General features: G+C 44.9%; 23 protein-coding genes. 8 read left to right on the top strand and 15 right to left on the bottom strand.

What is annotated here, in order from left to right; translation table 11 throughout:
- Positions 1 to 94 precede the first annotated feature (94 nt).
- The 3 genes from F6K57_RS04750 to F6K57_RS04740 form a co-directional block, all read right to left on the bottom strand.
- On the bottom strand, positions 95 to 805 hold the full coding sequence (locus F6K57_RS04750) for a PHP domain-containing protein (RefSeq protein ID WP_293065278.1): 711 nt from the start codon (positions 803 to 805) through the stop codon (positions 95 to 97).
- Between the two features lie 367 nt (positions 806 to 1,172).
- Positions 1,173 to 2,381 (bottom strand): HetZ-related protein, encoded by a 1,209-nt coding sequence (locus F6K57_RS04745; RefSeq protein ID WP_293018641.1) that lies wholly within the window; start codon positions 2,379 to 2,381, stop codon positions 1,173 to 1,175.
- Positions 2,382 to 2,828: 447 nt separating this feature from the next.
- A complete protein-coding gene (locus tag F6K57_RS04740; protein ID WP_293018607.1) occupies positions 2,829 to 3,470 on the bottom strand; it encodes an L-threonylcarbamoyladenylate synthase in 642 nt (213 codons plus the stop codon).
- Positions 3,471 to 3,752: 282 nt separating this feature from the next.
- Between F6K57_RS04740 and larC the strand changes: the two genes are divergently transcribed.
- Complete coding sequence (larC, locus tag F6K57_RS04735) at positions 3,753 to 5,171, top strand: nickel pincer cofactor biosynthesis protein LarC (protein ID WP_293065274.1); 1,419 nt, start codon at positions 3,753 to 3,755, stop codon at positions 5,169 to 5,171.
- Here the strand turns inward: larC and F6K57_RS04730 are convergent.
- Entirely contained in the window at positions 5,156 to 5,308 is a 153-nt protein-coding gene (locus tag F6K57_RS04730) for a hypothetical protein (protein ID WP_293065271.1), read from the bottom strand. The two genes, larC and F6K57_RS04730, sit on opposite strands and share 16 nt — an antisense overlap.
- A gap of 1 nt (position 5,309) precedes the next feature.
- Here F6K57_RS04730 and F6K57_RS04725 point away from each other — a divergent pair, with 1 nt between their 5' ends.
- The gene (locus F6K57_RS04725) at positions 5,310 to 5,498 is read left to right on the top strand and encodes a hypothetical protein (protein WP_293065268.1); all 189 of its coding nucleotides are present in this window, start codon (positions 5,310 to 5,312) and stop codon (positions 5,496 to 5,498) included.
- Positions 5,499 to 5,709: 211 nt separating this feature from the next.
- Here F6K57_RS04725 and F6K57_RS04720 read toward each other — a convergent pair whose 3' ends face one another.
- Positions 5,710 to 6,684 carry a M48 family metallopeptidase gene (locus tag F6K57_RS04720; RefSeq protein WP_293065265.1) on the bottom strand — a complete coding sequence of 325 codons (975 nt, stop codon included), beginning with the start codon at positions 6,682 to 6,684 and terminating at the stop codon, positions 5,710 to 5,712.
- A gap of 254 nt (positions 6,685 to 6,938) precedes the next feature.
- On the opposite strand from F6K57_RS04720, the gene F6K57_RS04715 reads away from it, so the two are divergent.
- The 5 genes from F6K57_RS04715 (at position 6,939) to F6K57_RS04695 (ending at position 12,110) form a co-directional block, all read left to right on the top strand.
- Positions 6,939 to 7,394 (top strand): helix-turn-helix domain-containing protein, encoded by a 456-nt coding sequence (locus F6K57_RS04715; protein ID WP_293018617.1) that lies wholly within the window; start codon positions 6,939 to 6,941, stop codon positions 7,392 to 7,394.
- Positions 7,395 to 7,493: 99 nt separating this feature from the next.
- Positions 7,494 to 9,245 carry a serine/threonine-protein kinase gene (locus F6K57_RS04710; protein ID WP_293065263.1) on the top strand — a complete coding sequence of 584 codons (1,752 nt, stop codon included), beginning with the start codon at positions 7,494 to 7,496 and terminating at the stop codon, positions 9,243 to 9,245.
- A 265-nt stretch (positions 9,246 to 9,510) separates the two neighbouring features.
- Positions 9,511 to 10,101 carry a DUF2808 domain-containing protein gene (locus F6K57_RS04705; protein ID WP_075904324.1) on the top strand — a complete coding sequence of 197 codons (591 nt, stop codon included), beginning with the start codon at positions 9,511 to 9,513 and terminating at the stop codon, positions 10,099 to 10,101.
- A gap of 363 nt (positions 10,102 to 10,464) precedes the next feature.
- The gene (locus F6K57_RS04700) at positions 10,465 to 11,436 is read left to right on the top strand and encodes a transposase (RefSeq protein WP_293065258.1); all 972 of its coding nucleotides are present in this window, start codon (positions 10,465 to 10,467) and stop codon (positions 11,434 to 11,436) included.
- Positions 11,437 to 11,786: 350 nt separating this feature from the next.
- Positions 11,787 to 12,110 (top strand): hypothetical protein, encoded by a 324-nt coding sequence (locus F6K57_RS04695; protein ID WP_293065255.1) that lies wholly within the window; start codon positions 11,787 to 11,789, stop codon positions 12,108 to 12,110.
- On the opposite strand, the gene F6K57_RS04690 is transcribed toward F6K57_RS04695, so the two are convergent.
- From F6K57_RS04690 to F6K57_RS04650, 9 genes are all read right to left on the bottom strand, one after another.
- Positions 12,082 to 13,590, bottom strand: coding sequence for a HEAT repeat domain-containing protein (locus F6K57_RS04690; RefSeq protein ID WP_293065252.1), 1,509 nt, complete (start codon positions 13,588 to 13,590; stop codon positions 12,082 to 12,084). The two genes, F6K57_RS04695 and F6K57_RS04690, sit on opposite strands and share 29 nt — an antisense overlap.
- Before the next feature lie 56 nt (positions 13,591 to 13,646).
- Positions 13,647 to 15,998, bottom strand: a complete 2,352-nt coding sequence (locus F6K57_RS04685) for a HEAT repeat domain-containing protein (RefSeq protein WP_293065249.1) — start codon at positions 15,996 to 15,998, stop codon at positions 13,647 to 13,649.
- 71 nt (positions 15,999 to 16,069) lie between these two features.
- Positions 16,070 to 16,243: a hypothetical protein gene (locus F6K57_RS04680; protein WP_293018631.1), complete on the bottom strand. Its 174-nt coding sequence runs from the start codon at positions 16,241 to 16,243 to the stop codon at positions 16,070 to 16,072.
- 76 nt (positions 16,244 to 16,319) lie between these two features.
- Positions 16,320 to 16,490, bottom strand: a complete 171-nt coding sequence (locus F6K57_RS04675; RefSeq protein WP_293018633.1) for a hypothetical protein — start codon at positions 16,488 to 16,490, stop codon at positions 16,320 to 16,322.
- 94 nt (positions 16,491 to 16,584) lie between these two features.
- A complete protein-coding gene (locus F6K57_RS04670) occupies positions 16,585 to 17,343 on the bottom strand; it encodes a phosphoadenylyl-sulfate reductase (RefSeq protein WP_293018643.1) in 759 nt (252 codons plus the stop codon).
- Between the two features lie 488 nt (positions 17,344 to 17,831).
- Entirely contained in the window at positions 17,832 to 18,026 is a 195-nt protein-coding gene (locus F6K57_RS04665) for a hypothetical protein (RefSeq protein ID WP_070395662.1), read from the bottom strand.
- A gap of 78 nt (positions 18,027 to 18,104) precedes the next feature.
- Positions 18,105 to 18,287 carry a hypothetical protein gene (locus F6K57_RS04660; RefSeq protein ID WP_293036622.1) on the bottom strand — a complete coding sequence of 61 codons (183 nt, stop codon included), beginning with the start codon at positions 18,285 to 18,287 and terminating at the stop codon, positions 18,105 to 18,107.
- A gap of 231 nt (positions 18,288 to 18,518) precedes the next feature.
- On the bottom strand, positions 18,519 to 18,674 hold the full coding sequence (locus F6K57_RS04655; protein ID WP_293036624.1) for a hypothetical protein: 156 nt from the start codon (positions 18,672 to 18,674) through the stop codon (positions 18,519 to 18,521).
- A 28-nt stretch (positions 18,675 to 18,702) separates the two neighbouring features.
- The gene (locus F6K57_RS04650) at positions 18,703 to 19,182 is read right to left on the bottom strand and encodes a cupin domain-containing protein (protein ID WP_293065243.1); all 480 of its coding nucleotides are present in this window, start codon (positions 19,180 to 19,182) and stop codon (positions 18,703 to 18,705) included.
- A gap of 16 nt (positions 19,183 to 19,198) precedes the next feature.
- On the opposite strand from F6K57_RS04650, the gene F6K57_RS04645 reads away from it, so the two are divergent.
- The gene (locus tag F6K57_RS04645; RefSeq protein ID WP_293065240.1) at positions 19,199 to 19,417 is read left to right on the top strand and encodes a hypothetical protein; all 219 of its coding nucleotides are present in this window, start codon (positions 19,199 to 19,201) and stop codon (positions 19,415 to 19,417) included.
- Here the strand turns inward: F6K57_RS04645 and F6K57_RS04640 are convergent.
- A partial coding sequence (locus F6K57_RS04640) for a M48 family metalloprotease (RefSeq protein ID WP_293065237.1) occupies positions 19,353 to 21,503 on the bottom strand: 2,151 nt, incomplete at its 5' end. The genes F6K57_RS04645 and F6K57_RS04640 overlap by 65 nt on opposite strands.

The following is a 21,503-nucleotide window of genomic DNA, read 5'->3' as shown; positions in this document are numbered from 1 at the left end:
GAAGTTATCTCTTATTTCTGCCCAGATCCGCTGCTCCGAAGCTCCCTGCTCCCTAAATTAACTACAAGCAAAGGAGTCTAATGAGATCTTTCTTTCAAATACGCTTGAGCAAGCTTAACCCATGAGTATCAGTGCCACAGGTATTAAATAGATTGTAGGTAGCACTCAACTGCTTCACCTGTTTAGTTTGTTTTGGACTAGGTTGCCAGGGTTCAGGATTGGTGTAGGCATAGTAAGTTTCAACACCATCAATCCCTAAGTTGGCTATAGCAGTAATTAACTCATCTGCTGACTTACGGTAACGGGCTGGATGAGCCAACACTGCTAAACCACCGGCCTGATGGATAGCATCAATCACTGCACCAGCCTCAGCATGATCACCGGTCGGTGCGGTTCCAGTGAAATAGCGCTTTAAACTAGGATGTTCTGGCTCAAAAGCATAGCCAAGGATATGAATGTCATCATCCAGGAGGTTGGCGGTAATTTCGACACCAGTCCAGAAGTGGGGTAATGAATCACAGAAAGATGGCTCCTGCTGCCATTTTTCTATGCAAGTTTGAGCAACTTGATAACCACTAACGGAGTGGTGATCGGTGATGGCAAGTCCCTTAAGACCAATGTTAATTGCTTGCTTGATCAACTCTTCCGGTTTGAGCCGACCATCAGAGTAAATCGTGTGCATATGGAAATTGTAGCGATAGGGACAGCTATCAGGCTCAATCGTTTCCCACACTTGCCGGAGAGCTTGTTGATTTTTTGCTGCTATCTTTGGTGAAGCAGACCCTTGAGCAATATTGACTACCATAGATACTTACTGTAATGACTATTGGTTGATTGACCAGATTGGATCTGCAGCCGCGAAATACTTTTAAGGGTCTAGGCCAATGGTTGAATCGCTCTAGGTTGAATCGCTCTAGGTTAAATCGCTCTATGCTTCTGACAAGCATATGAAGCGCCCCGACTTGAGAACGGAGGCTGTCAACTGCCCCTGCTGTACCTAATCCCGAACTCCATTAGCCTAAAACCTAGAATAAAAATAAATAGAAATACGCGGTACGAGTTTTCAGTTGTTAACATAACCTTAGCAAACTTAATACTTTGTCGGTGTTGGCTTAACTACTTAAGCTTTACCTAACTCTCCTCCTTACTTAGTTCCAGAAGGAGATGTAAGTCTAATTGCCATGGCGAATTTCTGAGTTACGAGTCTTCCAAGCTAGTTCCAAAACCTTAGTCCAGCGCTTTTGCACTTGTTTTTGGGTACACTTGAGGGCTTTGGAAATTTCTTGATCACTCTTTTGCGCCTGTTTGAGGGGCAGTAACGCTAGCTGTTGGCTATCGAGTTGGGCCACAAAGACCTCCCACTGCTTCGATGACATCCCTAGTTTTTGATCCAGGTCTGCTCCTAGCCATTGGTGTACCAGTTTCCACTGAGCTGAACGAGAGAACTTTTCTACATGGTACTTAAAGCGCTGTTGTAGATAATCCCGCTGACGGGGTGTTAGACCCATGATTTCGTCAATCTCTGGTGCAGCCAGGTCTTGCAGCTTTAGCACCAGATAATCAGCACAGTCATTATGACCGTTAGACTCTAGGTATTTGATCAACTCGGAGATAATGCGATCGCGTAAAACAGCATCGCTGGGGTCAATGGTTTTCTCAATCAGGTTTGAGCGTACCTGTTGTGCAGTAGCTGAACGGTTGTGCTCTTGGGCTTCTTCATCCCTACCATACTCCACAGCCTGTTCAATATCCACAGGGGTTTCATTAGGCTGCCGTCGGGCAAAGCTTTGTGCTCTGAGTACAATCAACTGCTGGCTACCGCGACCACGTAGGGTAATGCGCCGCTTAGCATATTGCTCACTAAAGCCCATGTACTCCGCTAGTTCTAGCTGGGTACGGGGAGTGTAGTCAGAATCCACAGGATTTTCCCGGCGGAAAGCTTTGAGGCACTCAGCGTAAAAGTCCTGTAAAAAGTCCTCAATCAAATTGTATCGAGCGGAAAAGTTTAACTGAGATTGGGACGGTGCCACATGGCGATAAACCATGGTACTGAGGTTACTATGGAGTTCGACACGACCCTGCCGAGAACCTAGTTTGTAGTATGAAAGACATTTGTGCAGTCGGTGACGTGCTAGATTAAACTTCCAAGTATCAATTTCACCGGAATTCTGGATGCGATCGCTCTTAGTGCAAATCCGTTCTACCTCCAAGGTGATCCGGTGGGCAACCGCTTGAATACTCCTGGATTTAGCTCCAATTTCCGACTGGATTTCCTCCACTAAGACCTGGGTCAAGTTTTGGGTTTGATGATCTAGAGTAATTTCCGGAGCCTGATTATTAGTAGCGGAATTTTGATTATTAGTAACAGTTTTGACTTGCATGGTATTGCCCCCAAAAATAGATTCACAGAATTGCCATGAAACAAGCAACAGAGGAAATGTGTGTGAATGTGATCTACAAACCTTGGAGTGGTCCGCTGTCCTTTGTCCTTGTCCACCCTAAATGTAGACTCGTGAGTCTAGCCCTGGTCGGGTGAGTGTGTGACTACTCTAAGCTGACTAGTTGTGACCCCCAGCACTCCTGTAGTTTCCGTCGGATTACCTAAGGCTGAAATCCTTACTAGATATAGCGTTCAAGACTTTCCAGCATCAAGCTGATTCAGGATGACCAAAACCTGAGGAGTGGTCAATCCAGAAACTGACTGAACTAGTGATGACTTTTCCGTAAACGACTAACGTTTTCTTGTAGTCATAGGGTGCTTGATACTCTCATGACCCAACCTGAGCTGACTAGTTAATCACTAGCTAAATAACTAGCTAAAGCACTAGCTAAATCCAAGCGATCGCTTTATCCCATCCCAAACCCTGCCGCACCATCATCGGTTCTGAACCAGTCAGGTCGAGGATAGTTGAGACTTTAAATCCCGGTTCTAAGTCATTGTCCACAATGATGTCTACGAGACCATCGAGAGCATCAAATAGTTTAGCCGGTTCCAATCCCACCGTCGGAGTGTCACCATCCTGATTGGGTAGATGAGCCGAGGTAGAAATAATTGGATGACCTAGAGCTGAAAGCAACGCCTGACAAACGTTATGATCTGGGACTCGGATACCAGTAGTTTTACGATTGGGACTCATCACCAGCTTAGGTACTAACTTGGTTGCTGGTAACAAGAACGTATACGGTCCGGGAATCAAATGCTTCATAATTCGGTAAGCTGGATCACTTACCCGAGCATATTTAGCAATATTGGACAGAGACGAACACAAAAACGTCAGGGGTTTATCATTGGATAGTTGCTTCAAACGCCTAACTCGTTGCACTGCGGACTTCACATGTAAATCACAACCAATTGCATAGACAGTGTCAGTGGGATAGAGCATCACTGCACCATCTTCGAGATACTCTCTTATTTTCTCTATTCGACGTATTTGAGGTGTTTCCGGATGGATAGTATAAATAGTAGCCATAAATATTGTTGAATTCCTCAATATTGAATTGCTAAAGCCTAACCTTGGGAAAATTCACCAAGGCCAGACATAGAAACGGTTCTGCCAAAGGATTAAAAACTACTGCCACCTAAGTGTGTTGCCAGTTTGGCTTTTTCTGACTCAGAGGTCAGTATAGTTAGCAAGATCCGGCCATAATTCCCTGATCTAGACCTGTAGGGTTTGTGGGGGATGAATTGCTCCAAATCCTTTTGTCTTAATTAATTTGTTTTAATTAATTTGTCTTAATCAAGAAGATCTAGAATGACAAAGCTAGCTTACTTAGATTGTCCCACTGGAATTGCTGGTGATATGTGCCTAGGAGCACTAGTTTCTGCGGGTGTACCGTGGGAATATTTAGTGGAAAAGCTAGCAGCACTCGGAATTGAGCAAGAGTATCACTTAAGACTTAGCCAAGTACACCACAATGGTCAGTTGGCAACCAAAGTTGATGTAGATTTACTAGATCAAAACTATAAGCATGATCACCATCAACAGGAACACGGCCATGAACACCACCATCAACACGGCCATAAACACCACCATCAACACAGGTCAGGCATAACAGAGATCAATACACCTGAGCAGAATCATCATCATCATCCCACACGACACTTACCAGACATAGAAAAATTAATTACAGCAGGAAAATTACCCTCAAGAGTATCCCAGTGGACTCTTGCTATCTTCCGGAAACTAGCAGAAGCCGAAGGAGCTGTTCATGGTATTTCCCCAGAAAAAGTTCACTTCCATGAAGTAGGCGCTACTGATGCCATTATCGATATAGTTGGTACTTGCTTAGGCTTAGATTGGCTAGGAATTGACCAAATCTATTGTTCTCCACTGCCCACTGGTGGTGGGACAGTATGGGCAGCTCATGGTCGCCTACCGGTGCCAGTACCAGCAGTACTGAAATTGTGGGAATCCCGTCAGGTGCCAGTTTACAGTAATGGGATTGAGCGGGAATTAGTAACACCAACGGGAGCAGCGATTGCCGTTACCTTAGCCACTAGCTTTGGTTCACCACCAGCAATGACTATCCAAAAAATCGGTAATGGTGCTGGTTCTCGACAATTACCCATTCCCAATATGTTGCGATTGTGGATTGGTGAATCGTCAGAAGCCTTCAAGCTTAGCAAGTTCAAGGTTAAACCGTCAAACTTACCCCCACCAACCTTACACCAGTCACCCCTTTCTGCTAACTCTTCTTCTGCTAACTCTTCCCTAGAAACTATCTCAGTGCTAGAGACTCAAATTGATGACCTCAATCCTCAAGCCATTGGCTATGTATTCCAAGAGTTATTTAACGCTGGTGCTGTGGATGTGTTTACTCAAGCTATTGGCATGAAGAAATCTCGACCAGGTATCCTGCTCAGTGTCATCTGTCATCCTCAAGATCTAGACGCCTGTCAGGCAGTATTATTCCGAGAAACCACTACCTTAGGAGTGCGACGTCTAACTCAGCAACGAGCGATCTTACCTCGGGAAATCCAGCAGGTACAGACTAAGTATGGCCAAATTAGTGTGAAAGTGGCTTGGAGCGATCGCTCACCTCACAAAACGATTATGAATGTCCACCCAGAATACCAAGATTGCGCTAAGTTAGCCAAGGACAATAACTGCTCTTGGTTAGAAGTACATCACTTAGCACTCTCTGCCTGGTATTCTCAATATAGGGAATAGGGAACAGGGAGCAGGGAATCGGGAATCGGGAGTCGGGAGTCGGGAGTCGGGAGTCGGGAGTCGGGAGTCGGGAATCGGGAATCGGGAGTCGGGAGCGGTGCGATCGGTGGAATGGGCATCTGGCGTGGAACTGGCATCTTGCCAGTTTCATGCTTATTTTCGGGCGTGGAACTGGCATCTTGCCAGTTTTATGCTTATTTTCGGGCGTGGAACTGGCATCTTGCCAGTTTCATGCTTATTTTCGGGCGTGAAACTGGCATCTTGCCAGTTTCATGCTTATTTTCGGGCGTGAAACTGGCATCTTGCCAGTTTCATGCTTATTTTTGAGTGTGGAAATGGCATCTTGCCAGTTTCATGCTTATTTTTGGGCGGGCAGGATGCCCACTCTACTGCTATTGATTCCAAGACAGGAAAATTAGCCTATTCAACAGGTGCGACCCGTGGCGAATTTAATTATTAATGGTAAGAGCGCACCTAACAAAATTTTATGAATACGACCTCTTTCCACTATTCCCTGTTCCCTATTCCCTGTTCCCTCTTACTTATTCTTAATGCGATTAATTTCCCGTTGCAATTCCTGGATTTGACGCTGCAACTGTTCCGCTTCATTGACTGAGTTGTTCGATGGTGGATTCGAGTCAACGTCAACTGCTCCCTTTTTGGTAACACGTTGATAATTACCCTGACAAATTTGACGATATTCCTCTGAAATTGCCCACTTTCGCAGGTAGTGTATGCGTTCAACTGGAAATGGATGGCTCAGGAATTGACGATTAATACCACCATTATAGAGTAAGAACTTATAGATTTGATTGAGACTGTCTTGGTCTAGTTCTTGATAATTTTCTGATTGACGGATAAATTCATCAAGACTGCATTCCTGTAGATGCTTAGCACTGCCACCAGACACTTTCATCATCGTTTGCATCACAGTCTTCAGGTCATCTATCACTAGTAAAGCAGCACGGTCAGCGGATAATTCAGCTTTGCGACGCCATTCATAAAAGGCGAAAATTAAGCCAGTGCTGACGATATTCCCTAAGCCAAAGGTCATTTCACTTAACATAGAGGCAGCATTCATTGCCCAAATCGCCATCTGAATTAAGATGGTGTGACCGCACTTGATATGTCCTAATTCGTGAGCCAGGATAGTACGGATTTCTGCTTCATTCAGTAAGTCTAATAAGCCAGTGTTGATAACAATGTAAGGATTATCTTGACCTAAAGCATAGCTATTAACCTGAGCGTTTTGACTAACAAATAGGGCTGGTTCGGGATTTACATCTAAATCCCGAACACATTCTCGGAATAAGTGATAAATATTAGCATACTGGCGCGGTCCGACTTGGATACTGTTGCCCATAAGATAGACAAACTGGGGACGCTCGTAAAGAAATTCCACAAACTTACGAGAAACTAAGTCAAAACCAGGGACACTGCGTAAAGCTTGCTCCGCTTGTTGGTCAAGGGGGTGCTTGAAGGCGTCGCTGGAAATTCCGGGATAGGTGGCCATAGTAGTCCAGTACTTTAGTGGTCTATTTCTTTAGGCTTTAGGCTTTAGGCATTAGAGATTAGACATTAGGTACTAGGCTTAAGTCCTAACTAGGTTTAAATACTAGGAATAAGTAATAAACCCAAAACCCAAAACCCAGAACCTAATACCTAAAACCTAACACCTAAATCTGGGTTGTGTCCTTGCCAATTCTTTGATGATTCGTTATAATACTGATATCGGAAGAGTAAAGGAAGTGAGAGGAAAATTAACTTATGAACAAGTGTGTTGGGACTACTGAAGCAGCATCTCTGTTGGGTATTTCTCCTCGACGATTACGGCAATTGCTTGACTCCGGTAGAGTAAGGGGTGCTTATAAAAGCGGTAAGTTCTGGATTATTCCCCTGTTCAACTATCTGCCACAAATTACCAAGAAGAACCGGGGACCGAAAGGAACTTGGCGTAAAAGTCGTCCTCCTGCTTTAGCGAAAATTAATGTCAATCGTAATCGGATTGGCTCCAATAACCACAAAAGCCGTGAAGAGCGGCTGCCAGTGATTTCGGTAAAACGAAGTGGCGACAATACCTATGGCAACCAGGTAGAAATCCTCGGTCCGTGTAGGATTGTGTATCAGCCGGATAACCCTCTTGATTGTGGAGCTCGTCTGTGGATCGAAACCTTCAGTGATATTCACTTTATCGGTGGCAGTTTTCCGGCCAGTGGTGCTTAGGACAAACGTAAAGGTCGTTTCATCAAAATTTCAATTCAAAAACCACTCATAACTAATCAGAAAATTCCTCAGTTCGATAAAATCAAATCACAATGTCTCTTGAGCTGTATTGTGCATCTATTTGTTGCTGAATCAATTCATTGCATTAATCCCAATTGCCCAGCACCCTACCCTCAGCCAAGGGATAACAACTTTTGCAATGGTTGTGGAGCAAAGTTAAAGCTCAAGAATCGCTACTTACCTCTCCAGCTCTTGGGTTCAGGAGGATTTGCCAACATATACACCGTTTGGGATTTGCGGTCGAATACAGAAAAGGTGCTGAAGGTATTGCTAGATACTAAACCGAAGGTATTGCAGCTATTTCAGCAAGAGGCAGATGTTTTGCAACGTCTGGATCATCCAGGCATTCCCAAAGTTGACCAAGATAGCTATTTTGTGGTTGATCTAGGTCTTGAGCCACAGGACCTGCACTGTTTGGTGATGGAAAAAATCAACGGTTCAACCTTGGAGCAAATGCTCACAGATCATCCTCAGGGATGTCCAGAGATATTAGTGCGGGACTGGCTCTACCAGGCAGCAGAAATTTTACAGGTCTTGCACAGTTGTGGAGTGATTCACCGTGACATCAAACCCTCAAACTTAATGCTGCGGGAAACCACGGGAGAGCTAGTGGCGATTGATTTTGGGGGAGCTAAACAATTGAGTGTGGGTTCTGAGTCTTCTCAGAACGATTCGACTCGGTTGATTACTCCAGGTTACTCTCCACCGGAACAGATAGCTGGTGCAGCAATTGGACCCGCTGCTGATTTCTATGCCCTGAGCCGAACCATGATTCATTTACTGACGGGTATTGAGTTGAAGGATTTACAAGACCCAGTAACTGGTGAATTTCGATGGCGAGAGCAGGCAGTGGTAAGTCATGACTTGGCGGACTTGCTGGATGAAATGCTCAGCGTAGTACCCCAACAACGACCAACAACTACCATTGAGATTCATCTGCGCTTAAGTATGACTCCTAGCACTAGCTACCAGCCTACCCAAGCACCAGTATCTTCGTCTCAAGGAAATCAGGTAGCTGCTCTGGGGTTATCTAGCTCTAAACTAACACAATCTTTGACAGGCTTGACCCACTCGATCACATCCGTAAAACATTTCTTTTTAGCAGTAGTGATCACCATCGCACTAGCCTGTCTCGATAGTGCCTGGGAGATGTTCCTCGGAGCTTTTGGGGGAGTTTTTTGTGCAACGGTTGGGTTTATGGTATTGAATTGGACAAGTCTTGGGGAGAAAGTGACAAATTGGCTCTCTGGGGAACTGTCTATGATCTTGCCTTCGCTACAAATAACAATGTGGCAAGAAATGCTATTGTTTGCGGCGGCTGGCTTAGGTACAGCTTGGGGGTTGACGGCTGCAAGAGGCTTTGGTCAGCAGCGGCGTTTTTTAGTGGCAGGGATAATGGGTATTTTTGGTTATAGCCTGGGATGGTTGATGTGGCAGGCAACGGTACCTACGCTATTATTGCTGTCTTATGTACCTGACCAGGGGTTGCTGCCATGGATTACTGCGGTTACAGTAATGCTCCTGGTACTAGGATTAGGGCTACCCAGTCATAATCTTGTTCATGCCTTAGTGGTGGCAGCAGGAACTGGTGGCGTATTTGGGGGTCTAGTGTCATCTGATCTATTGCCAGCAGGATTTGTGGTTAATATCTTTTCCTTTTCTAGAACCGGTAAACTGGATTTCTATCACCCGATGACTTTTTTTGCTATTTTGGCTATATTACAAGGATTTTGGCTAGGGGTGAGTTATTACCTGCTAGTGCCAGTAATGCGTTGGTTTGGCTGGCGTTAAGGGAATAGGGAGTAGGGAGTAGGGAGTGGGGAGTAGGGAAGTTGGAAGTGGTAAAAAATTCTGTGTATCTAATAGGTATGAGCAAAGCTATATTCGGTTTTATTATGGTTTTATAAGGTAGATATCACGTAATTTTAACGGAAGAGTCTGATACTTAAGATTAAGTCCGGTTGAGTAGTTATCGTTGAATAGTATTGGTTAATTAACAATTTTTTGTTAAATAGTAAATTTCTTTCGGACGCTTTCTTGATTAGAGGTGATTCAGATGACTAACACTATAGCACGTTGGGAATTAACTAAGGCTCGTCTTATAGGCTCTGGTGCTTTTTTATTGGGAATATTGCTACCAACTACTCTTTATGGCTTACCTGCTAAGACGATTGAAATCGGTAATGGTAAGACTGTGTTTAATCGTGCTCCGCGTTTAGTTAGGGCAGCTACGAGCTTTACTAGAGTAAGGGTGCCAGCAACGTACCAATTCACCCTCAGATTACCGGAAGATGCTGGAGAGTCTTTGCAAGCTGTAACGATTACCCAGAATAAAACTAATATCGAGAAAGTCAAATTTGATCCGAGAAAGAGTCGTGCATTTGTTGGCGATTCTTTTGCTGGTGGCTCATCCCTGACTTTGGCTAATATTGGGGGAAGTGAATCGTCTAACTCGGATCAAGTAACTGTTGTGTTTGATCCACCGGTTGCTCCTGGTGAAACCATTACAGTTTCGGTTAGAGCTAAGGAAAATCCTGAGTTTAGTGGTTCTTATTTATTTGGAGTCACTGCTTTTTCCACTGGAGACAATAGCCCTGGTTTATTCCTAGGTAGCCGTAGGTTGTTTTTTGATGAGTTTGGAGACTAAGGGATAAGTGTCGATGTAGGGTGGGCAGTGGATGACACCGATCGCTAAAAGCGATCGCATTTCTGATCCCAGTCACCTGATCGGAATAGTTAAACACAGGAAACTTTAGAAGATGGGGAGTCATATCAGCAACTGGCTCCCCTTTTTACTGGCTGCATAGCTATTTACTAAAATTATAAACTTGTGGACTTAACCTATTTTATAAATCCTAGAAATTGCTTTCAGTAATTTTAGTATTAATCTACCCATAATCCGCTATTTTACTATACAATTTACTACACTGAATACCATGACAGCAACGAGAGCAGTGATCTCTTTTTGATGAGATGGTTTTTAGGATTAGTCTAGAAGTAAAAAATAGAAATGAGCGAACCAATAGCTGACTATGACAATCCTTGGAAAGAAGCATTACAAGCCTATTTCGATTCATTTTTGCAGTTTTGTTTTCCCCAAGTTCACACTCTGATTGATTGGAATCAGACACCTAAATCCCTTGATACAGAGCTACAGCAGATAGTTGGTGCAGCCGAATCAGGAAAACGAATCGCTGATAAATTATTCCAGGTGTGGCTCTGTGGTGGAAATGAAACTTGGGTGTTGATTCATGTAGAGGTACAAAGCCAAAAAGAATCAACCTTTGCTAAGCGAATGTACCAATATCATTACAGGGCATTTGACCTGTACGAGAAACCTGTGATTAGCTTAGCGGTATTGGGAGATGAGAATGCGTCTTGGTCTCCATCGTCCTATGAATATGGCTTGGGAGGTTGTCGCCTGAGTCTAGAATTTCCGATTGTTAAATTACTGAACTATCAGTCAATGTGGCAGGTGTTGGAATCGAGTACTAATCCCTTTGCAGTAGTGGTAATGGCTCATTTGAAAACCAAAGCTACCCATAAACAACCGATGGAGCGCAAGCGATGGAAGTGGTACCTGATTCGGAGACTTTTTGAACGAGGTTATAGTAAAAACGATATAGTGAAACTGTTCCAGTGTATTGACCAAATGATGGCTTTACCGGAAGAGTTAGAACTGGAGCTGAATCAAGAACTTGAACGTTATCAGGAGGAAAGACAGATGCCTTTGATTAGTCGAGTGGAAGAAAGGGCAATGAAGAGGGGTCTGGAACAAGGACTTAAACAAGGACTTCAAGAGACAGTGGTTAAAATTTTACAAAATCACTTTGAATCGGTATCACCGGAATTGGTGGCAGCGATTAATTCAATAGAAGATATCTCTGTGTTGAAACAGTTGATTGATCACTCTCTTAAGAGTAAATCCCTTGAGGAATTTGAGCAGCTATTGGCACAACATCAGGTTAGTCAGGAGAATTGAAGAGTATGGAAACGGGCAAGATGCCCGTTCCACCAAGTTGATGTAGGGTGGGCAGTGCATCAAACAGATAAAATTACCTGGGCGGGTGTTGCTAAGCAATGCCCACCATGGAATTAATCACTTGCAGCCACTGTATTGACTAGATCATGGCTTGACCGGAATAGTTGAGAAGTTGATGTAGGGTGGGCAGTGCATCAAACAGATCAAATCAGCTGGGCGGATGTTGCTAAGCACTGCCCACCATGGAATTAATCACTTGCAGCCACTGTATTGACTAGATCATGGCTTGACCGGAATAGTTACAAGAGGAGCTGAATTAAGAACTTGAACGTTATCAGGAGGAAAGACAGATGCCTTTAATTAGTCGAGTCGAAGAAAGGGCAATGAAGAGGGGTTTTGAAAAAGGATTTCAACAAGGATTTCAACAAGGACTTCAACAAGGACTTCAAGAATATCGGGAAGGCTTACAAGAGACAGTAGTTAAAATTTTACAAAATCACTTTGAATCGGTATCAGCGGAATTGGTGGCAGAGATTAATGCCATAGAAGATATCTCTGTGTTGAAACAGCTGATTGATCACTCTCTTGAGAGTAACTCCCTGGAGGAATTTGAGCAGCTCTTGGCACAACATCACTCCCGACTCCCTACAACTCAATGGAATAATGATCTTTAGCACCTTCTCCCGGACCCTGAGTCCACCGTGAATCAGGTTTCCAAGCACCATTAGCTTCTTCCCGGCGGCGAGTGCGGACAGTGAGCTGATTACCGTTAATTTTCAGTAGATTATATTGCCAGGGATAACCAGTTCTTAGTTCAAGGGTCGGTGCGCCAAAGGTGCCAGCACAAATTCCGTCCAGTTTGCGCCCATCTGGACTGAGGTCGTAAGGGAAAACGCTGGCTTGGGCTTTGTGGATTTGTCCGTGGAGGAAGAAGCGGAATCTAGCAACAGCAAGTTCTTCCATGAATCCTTGGTCGATAATCCTATCGCTTCCACCACTATTGAGGGGATGGTGCCAAACCGCTATTTTCAGGCAGTTGTGGTAGTTTGGATTACCGCGAATCTCTCTGAGGGCGTTGGTTAGAGCAATTGGGTGAATGCTAGCACGGTCTTTGAAGTGGTGATCCAGTTGCCAAGCGGAGTTTAGTCCTAGAATCAGCAAGTTTTGGTCTGGGAAATGGTCGATAATGGCTTGCTGGTGATAGTCGAGAGGATAGGGTTCAGTTTTGATAGCTTGATAGAATTGACTGAAGTTGGCAAAGCGTTGTTGGTATTTGGCTTCGTCTCGGACTTCAATCACCTCTTCACTGACTTTGATGTAGTGACCCTCTTTTAGTTCACCGTGGTATTTTTTGCGATACTGTAACTCATAAGCCTCCTCTGCTAGTTCCCAGTTTAGGTCATGGTTACCGGGAACTAGAACAATTTGCTTCGGGTCTAGGGGGAAGTCTTGGCGGAGGTTGTGGAGAAACTGTTGTGCAGCCTGGTATTCGTCTGGAGTAGAATAATTCGCGATATCACCGGAGAGGATAAGAGCATCAAGGTGAGGGATTTGAAGGTCTTGCTTCAGGTCTTGGGCGAGTTGGTTTGACCAACGGGTAGCTTGCTCAGGGGTGGTGATGTGGAGGTCCGAGAGGTGGAGTATGGATATGCTTTGATTGGTAATCGGTTCAGGATTATCGGGTTTGGGAGTAGGTTTGGGATTATCGATTGCTTTGTACAATTGGTAGCGCTCTTGACTGGCTTCAAGGGCTTTCATGGTTTTCTGAAAAGTATCTTCATCATTAGTTTCTGCAATAGTTGCTGCAAATTCTTGGTTTTTCAGCAGATTAATCAGTTTAGGAATAGTGGCGTCTGTACCAATTTCACCCAGAGCATCTGCCGCCATTACACGTAGATATGATTGATCATTATCCAGGCATTTAATTAACAGTTCAATCCCCATTTCTGTACCAATTTTACCCAGAGCATTTGCCGCACTTATCCGCACAGATGGGTCGGGATCATCCAGGGATTTAATTAACCGGTCTATCGCCACTTCTGTCCCAATTTTGCCCAGAGCTTTTGCTGCACTTATCCGCACAGATGGGTCGGGATCATCCAGGCATCTAATTAATCGGTTAATTGCCTTCTGTCCCAATTTTACCCAGAGCATCTGCCCTCCTTCCACGCACATCTAAGTTTTTATCATCTAGGCATTTATTTAACTAGTCAATCCTGGCTTCTCTGCCCGATTTTTTTTAGAGCATATTCTGCACTTTCACGCACAGATGATTCGGGATCACCCAGGCATTTTTTTAACGGATTAATCGCTACTTTGTTACCAATTTTTCCAAGAGCATCTGCCGCACTTATCCGCACAGATGATTCGGGATTATTCAGGGATTTAATTAATGGATCAATCGCTACTTCTGCCTTAATTTTACCGAGAGAATCTGCCGCATTTATCTGCACAAAATAGTTATCATCATCTAGCAATTTAATTAACGGCTCAATCGTCATTTCTGTACCAATTTCCCCGAGAGATTCTGCCGCTCTTCCACGCACAGATGAGTCGGGATCATCCAGGGATTTAATTAACGGCTCAATCGTCATTTCTGTACCAATTTCCCCGAGAGATTCTGCCGCTCTTCCACGCACAGATGAGTCGGGATCATCCAGGGATTTAATTAACGGCTCAATCGCCACTTCTGTCCCAATTTTGCCCAGAGCTTCTGCCGCCCTTTCACGCACAGATGAGTCGGGATCATCCAGGGATTTAATTAACCGGTCAATCGTGGCTTCTGTCCCGATTTCCCCCAGAGCAGATACCGCCATCTTCCGCACAGAATAGTCGGGATCATCCAGGGATTTAATTAACCGGTCAATCGCCACTTCTGTCCCGATTTCCCCCAGAGCAGATACCGCCATCCTCCGCACAGAATAGTCGGGATCATCCAGGGATTTAATTAATGGTTCAATCCTGGTTTCTGTCCCTATTTCCCCTAGAGCAGATGCTGCACTTATCCGCACAGATGGGTCGGGATCATCGAGGAATTTAATTAACGGGTCAATCGTGGCTTCTGTCCCTATTTCCCCTAGAGCTTCTGCCGCATTTATTCGCACGTATAAATTGTCATCATCCAGGTATTTAATTAGCTCAGGTATGGCTGTTTCTGATTGAGTTACTCCCAACAGCTGAACCTTAAGAGACTTCGGAACATTTAACCGAGCTACCAACTGGACAGTATCTTGCTGAAATTCCGGTTTTACTGCTCCTGCTAACCTGGCTCCCAGTTGCCAATCAAAATCTAACCCTAACCTTACCACCCGCTGGGCTTGGGCTTGATTGTCTACCAATTGCAGCATCATGACCAGAGGTTCTGTCCATTTCCAATAATTGAGATAGGTCTGTTGCAACTGCTGATCCGTAATACGTGGTAATTGCTTCAATAAATATTCTGCTGTATAGTATTCTTGGAGCAGTTGGTGTCGAAACTCAATCAACTCTCCTGATTGTTGAATCAAGTGATGGTTTAGTAAGTCATCAAGCCAAGTCTTGGCGCGAATATCAGGATCAATAAAATCTTTGTTCAGTAGATAATCAGTTAAAATTTCCTCGGCTTTTGTCTTAGGAATACCAACACTTATCTGCTTGGGGTTATCCCCTGTTGTCATTACAAATCCTAACTGTTGCAGCAGGTCTGGCCAAAATACTCTTGATTGCTTGGAAACCTTAACATCTTGCTTGATGTTATCAGAATAGAACTGGGTAAATGAGCGAAACACTAAACCCAGATTTGACGGTATCTCTCCCTTATTTTGAAACAGGGAACATAGCATCATCAATAGTAGGGGAGTTTGCCCAAACTCCCGTAAGCGATCGCCCAACTGCTCAAGCATTTGCTCTCCCTTTTCAGGCAAATACTTGCGGACAAACTCCGACATTTGGTCTGCACTCAAGGGTTGCATTTCCAACTTCTTCTGAATCCCCAAGTCACCACCAACTCCTAAATCCCTGGTGGTGAAAATCATGGGAGTAGTCTTCTGGTAATCCTGCCGAAACTGAGTCAAATCTAGGCGTGCTGCTTCTGAGGGTAGCTCGTTCACGCCATCGATCAGTAACCAGAATTGCCCTTTAAACAGTAGTCTTTCGATCTCCTCGGTGGAGTCGAGCCATACACCATGGCGTTTCAGAAAATTCCGCACTAACTCCAGCACCGATATCTGGTAATATCGCAGTTCCACCAGCACGGGAATTTTCCCTTGTATCCCTTCATCTGCCAGCAATTGCACTAAGGCTGTGGATTTGCCGGAACCCGGACGTCCCACCAGTAATACATGGTCATCAGCATACTTGCGCAATCCTTCTAGGACAGGTAAGCACTCGGTTTCTTCTTGATTCTGGTCTCTTGCTGGCTGCTCCGACTTCATGGTTTCGACCATTAGGTCAAAGTTGAACAGCATCGGGGTCTGTTGCTGCTGCTTGCGCTTGCGGTCTTCGATATCGGTCGGGGTATAAACTTGCCACCATTGGGCGTAGGTTTTACGGATTGATTCTAGATAGGGATCCCAATTGGCCATGTTGAAGGTTGAAGGTTAGTTGGTTGAAGGTTTAATCGGGTTGAAGGTTTAATCGGGTTGAAAGTTGAAGGTTAGTTGGTTGTTCGCGTAGCGTGGCCAATAGGCCAAGGTTGAAGGGTTAAGGTTGAAGCAGAATGCGTTCGCGTAGCGTGACCAAAGGTCAATCGCATGATTGTAGAGGCACTATTGAAGTAGAGTGCGATCGCGTCTGTGATAGTAGCAAACTGGCAAGATGCCAGTTCCACCAATTAGTTGTAGAGGCACTATTAAACTAGTATGCGATCGCATCTGTGATAGTAGCAAACTGGCAAGATGCCAGTTCTACCGATTAGTTGTAGAGGCATTATCGGAATAGAATGCGTTCGCGTAGCGTGACCAAAGGTCAATCGCATTATTTCTAGACTGTAGCAAACTGGCAAGATGCCAGTTCCACGCCTGATGCCCCCAGCAAACTGGCAAGATGCCAGTTCTACCGATTAGTTGTAGAGGCATTATCGGAATAGAATGCGTTCGCGTAGCGTGACCAAAGGTCAATCGCATTCTAATTCCCTACTCCCTACTCCCTACTCCCTACTCCCTATTAAAATTAAAGCGAACTAGAATCAAGACTTGCCGCTTCACCAGGAGTTTCAGGCAAGTGTATACCACACTCTTGCTTAAGGCCATGAAAACGGGTATCCCGTTCATCCTGATCATCGAAGGATAAAGGTCGGCTGGAATGCCAATCACCGACGGTTGTATAACCCTCATCAAACATGGGATGATAGGGTAAGTCGTGAGCTGTCAAATACTGATAGATATCCCTAGAGTGCCAGTTAAGAATTGGCAAAATCTTGTGCTGCTCTCCCTGCTTGTTAACCCAGCCCATCGTCTTGCGGTGGTCAGTCTGTTGCTTGCGCAATCCTGCTAACCATCCCGTTGCGTTCAGTTCCCGCAAAGCCCGCTGCATCGGTTCGACCTTGCGGATTTGGTCGTAGCGGTTGAGGGATTCTACATCATTCTTTTCCCAGAGTCTGTCATACAACGCTTCCATCCGTGCTGGACTCATGGCAGACTGGTACACTTTTACATTCAAGTTGAGCCGTTCGATCAACTCCTGGGCAAATCGATAGGTTTTCACCGGTAGGTAGCCCGTATCTACCCAAATTACTGGTATATCTGGCACCACAGTAGTGACCAAGTGCAGCATGACCGCTGACTGGATCCCAAAGCTGCTACTCATCACTAAGCCATCACCAAAGGTTTCAGCTGCCCATTCTACGATTTTGGTAGGGCTAGCCTCAGCAAGTTGCTGATTCACTGCTTCCAAATCCAGCTCAATTTGGTTTGATGTCACCCCGGTCATGGGGTCTGACTGCTGAGATTGAGGCTGCTTTGTTTTCCCATTCCCATCGAAGTGATTAGGGCTTTCGATAGGTGCAGCCTGTTGATTTCCAGAAGCTTGATCAGAAGCGATCAGATTCAGTCGCGGCATGGTGGTAGTGTCTTGTTTGTACTCTGGATATATTGCTATGGTAGTTTATTCGTGAATAATCTCTTTGGGGAGAGGCAAGAGGCAAGAGGCAAGAGGGTGGGGAGTGTGGGAAGTGTGGGAAGTGTGGGAAGTGTGGGAAGTGTGGGGAGTGTGGGGAGAGGGGAGATGAAATTAATGTGTAGTAGTAATTTCCAGAATTGGTATAGGCTCGATCATACTGATGAGGTATAGTCAATTTTCTTACCCCTAATCCCGATTCCCGACTCCCGACTCCCGACTCCCGATTCCCTACTCCCTACTCCCTACTCCCTACTCCCTACTCCCTACTCCCTACTCCCTACTCCCTACTCCCTATAATCCTAAGAGTCTTCTTCAGTGATCGGCTCTCCGATATCAAATATAATCACAAATTGAGCATCAGGCATTAGCCGTTTCAGAGCCTGCATATGACCCTCGGCATCCGAACGTTTGCGGAACCGAGCAACAATCACTCGTTGCATCTTGGGCAATAGGCGCACCACCACCCATGGATGTAGGCGTTCAGCATAGGACATAATCTAATGTATCTCCTGTTATAAGGGGTCCTAGAGCCAGCCTTCAGCCTGCAATATCTTCAGGCTGGCTCTTCCCGTTTAACGTTTAACGTCTGGGGCAATTTTATGATAACATAAAAAACCAATATTATAACATAATTTAAAAACTTTTGTAACAAATTTTGGAGGGAATCGGGAATCGGGAATCGGGAGTCGGGAATCGGGAGTCGGGAGCCGGGAATAGAGACTCAATGGAGAATTTCTAGATAAGACCTCTTGCAAAAGTAGTTTTCTGATAGTGTTTGCGTCAATTCTTATCCACTGTTCCCTGTTCCCTGTTCCCTGTTCCCGACTTCTGCAAGAAGTCTATATAAAAAAACCAGCCATTGACAGGGGCTGGTGATACTTGCTGTGTTGGGAGGAGAAAACCTAGGGCCAATACGCTTACAGTGTGCCTTTATCCCTGGCTGTGAGCTCAAGGTCTTAAGGACGTAGTGGTCCTCTGGTAATCAGTTATGTAAATAAATGTAACGAATATTTACAGATAACGCAACATTTCTTAATATTTTTTTCGGGAGTCGGGAGTCGGGAGTCGGGAGTCGGGAGTCGGGAGTCGGGAGTCGGGAGTCGGGAGCTTCCGAGCAAGGCCAACGGCTGACCGCTGACCACTGACAGCTGACCGCTTACACTTTATTCTTCATTTTTCTGGATCGAGTAAAATAGTTTTTGGTTGGTCAACATCAAATAGAGAAGCGGACAGAAGAATAACTGGTTTGTTTGTTTTGTTTTCACCATAATGAACCATTCCGCTAGATTCAACTAGAGAATCTCCAACGGTTAGTTGTGTAGTCTGCCCTGCTTGCATAATTAATTCTGTGCCATTAGCTTTCCTTACTTTAGCCTCTCCTTTCACAACAGTAAACGTTAACGTGCCAGCCTCTACTAGTGCAATTTGCATGCCGGTATGAGTATGATGAGGCAGTTTTGTTCTGGGTTTGATGGTATGGCGAATAAGTTCAATAATTTCCTTTTTTTCTTGAGTCGGATAACCACTACCTAACACTTCACTGGTAACCGATTGAGTGTAACTATTGGGTGAGGAGGTTTCTTGGCTGTTAACAACTATACTTCCAAAAGTTAAGATAGCTAATGGTAAAATCAGAAACAGTTTTTTCATACTATAGTGTTTGGATTTGGGTTGTGAATATAGAATTGAACTAAAAAGGGAACAGGGAACAGGGAACAGGGAACAGGGAGCTGATCTCAACTTCCCGATTCCCGATTCCCGATTCCCGATTCCCGATTCCCGATTCCCGATTCCCGATTCCCGATTCCCTCGTAATAATTTCATGCTCCCACTTGGAAAATCAGATAAGCGCCGGATAGGGCTGCTACTGTGGCGAGGATGGTAATCCAAATGGGATAGTAGCTGCGAATTACTTTATCTTCTTCGATACTGATGGTTTCAATATCAATCCAGGGATTAACACCCCGGCGAAACCAACCAGTGACAATCACGGTCTGGTTAACTAAATTACTAACACGGGTGGGTTGAGGTAGGATATTACCTAGTGGTCCGAGATAGGAACAGTAATTTAGTCTGACTAAACCTGTTGATGTTTGTAATATTAAATCTTGTCCGAGCCAATTGCTTAATCCCGAACGTCCTAATAGTTTTCCGCTTAAGATAACAGGACGACTATCGGGAGGTAGGGTAGCGTTAGTGGCGAAATAATCTCCTAAGTCGGGGTCAGTACCGATATTAGTAGGTTTGAGGTCGGGAAAGTAATTATTAATCCAGAGAAAGACACTGATACTAAAGGCAATTAAGATACAAGCATCGATAAAGGAATTGGCATTATGTAGCCAAATTAACTGCCAAATGTCGAAGAGGTCAGACAGTTTACCAATTATCCAAAGTATCCCTCTTAGGGCTGCCCCCATTATTACGCCAAAAATTAGGGTACTTTGTAGCAGGGGTAAGGCTTTGTAACTGTTGCTGAGTTTAGAGAAAAATTCAGCTCGATTGCGACTGGCAGGAATTAGGGCGGGTAAATCTAGTTCCGGATTAAGCTTGAGAAAGTGGGCATAGCGCTTAGGTAAATGTAAGCGTTCTCCCAGTAGGGGATGGGCAGAGTTGATGATTAACCAGTAGCGGTAGGGATTAGTACAGTCCCATTTTAAGATGTCTTCAAAGGGGGTGGTGGGGGAAAAACTGCCGATAACTATGGCTTGCTGATAACCGACGGGCAGTAAGACATCAAAGCTTTCTAATAGCCCACTGGTTTGGCCGGAAATTTGGATGTCTTCGCTTATCCCTAGGGCAATTTTTAGTAAGGCGCGGGTCAAGCCATTGGGATTACCAGTGATTGAGATGGCGATGCGATCGCTATAGTAAACTCTAGCTCTAGATAACCATAGCAGCGGTAAGCTCAATACCCAGTAAATGCTGTAACAGAGGGAAGCAACAGTACCGGTAATTCCTAAAAGGATTGCGCTTAACCATCCCCTAGCACCAGGTAATTTAACTAGCAGTAATTCCTTTAGCTTCTCTGCCCACTGAGGGATTTGCCAATAGATAGTGTAAGGGATTTGAATAATTAGTACCCCTAGGGACATCAACATGAAATCCCGATTGATAATATGTCCTAGCTGACCAGCGTAGATGTTGGCAATTTCATCATCTTTGAGCTGGTCTAATAATCCCTGACTAACTACAATGCGAGCAGTGCGAGGTAAGTTACCATAGGTCAGGGCTACGGTGGCGTCTGTGGGTAAGACTTTTAAGCTCGGTAAGGGCAGACGTCGTTTGCGGCAAACCTTTTGGATGACTTTAGCGGATTCTGGATGGCGGGAAGCTAGTTGAGTTAGGGATAAGGGTTCAAGACCATGAAACTGTTTTAGCAATCCATCCATTAACCAGGGCGATAGGATAAATAGGATTGCTATGGTAATTCCTAGGGCTAGAGTTGGGTCACGGTATAACAATTGGAAGGGTTGGAACCACGGTAACTCTACCAAGATCGAATTGATGGTTTCCATGGCGAATTCGACGCTTAAGCGCAGTAGCCAGAAAAATGCGATCGCAACCGTGATTGCTACTAACCACAACCGTTCCATCTTGGGAGATTTCAGGGGATGCCAATGCTGTGCTCGTCCACAGTTGCGCCATCGAGGACGAGGAGTGTAGAGGGTGGGAATATCCGGGGGAGAGTAGGGAACTGGTAATAGGGAAGAGGATGAAGCAGTATGGTTTGGTTTACGGCTCAGTTTCAGTGGGCTAGACGCCTGATCCTCTAGGGGAGTAAACCCTGTGGCATCAGCAGGGGACTTAGCAGCAACAGGATACTTGGTAATTAACTCAGTCTCAGTTTTAGCTGCCCATTCCTGTATCTGGGGGTCAGGGTGTTCCCTCAGGTGTTGGCAAAGTGCGATCGCTTTTTCTGGCTGACCATGCTTAGGATAAGCCTGCACTAGGGATTGAGAGGCTTCCGTCAC

Origin of the sequence: Moorena sp. SIO4A5 (genome assembly GCF_010672005.1) — a bacterium.
GTDB lineage: Bacteria > Cyanobacteriota > Cyanobacteriia > Cyanobacteriales > Coleofasciculaceae > Moorena.
Note: the sequence above shows the minus strand (reverse complement) of the source record. Positions and strands in the feature narration are given on the sequence as shown.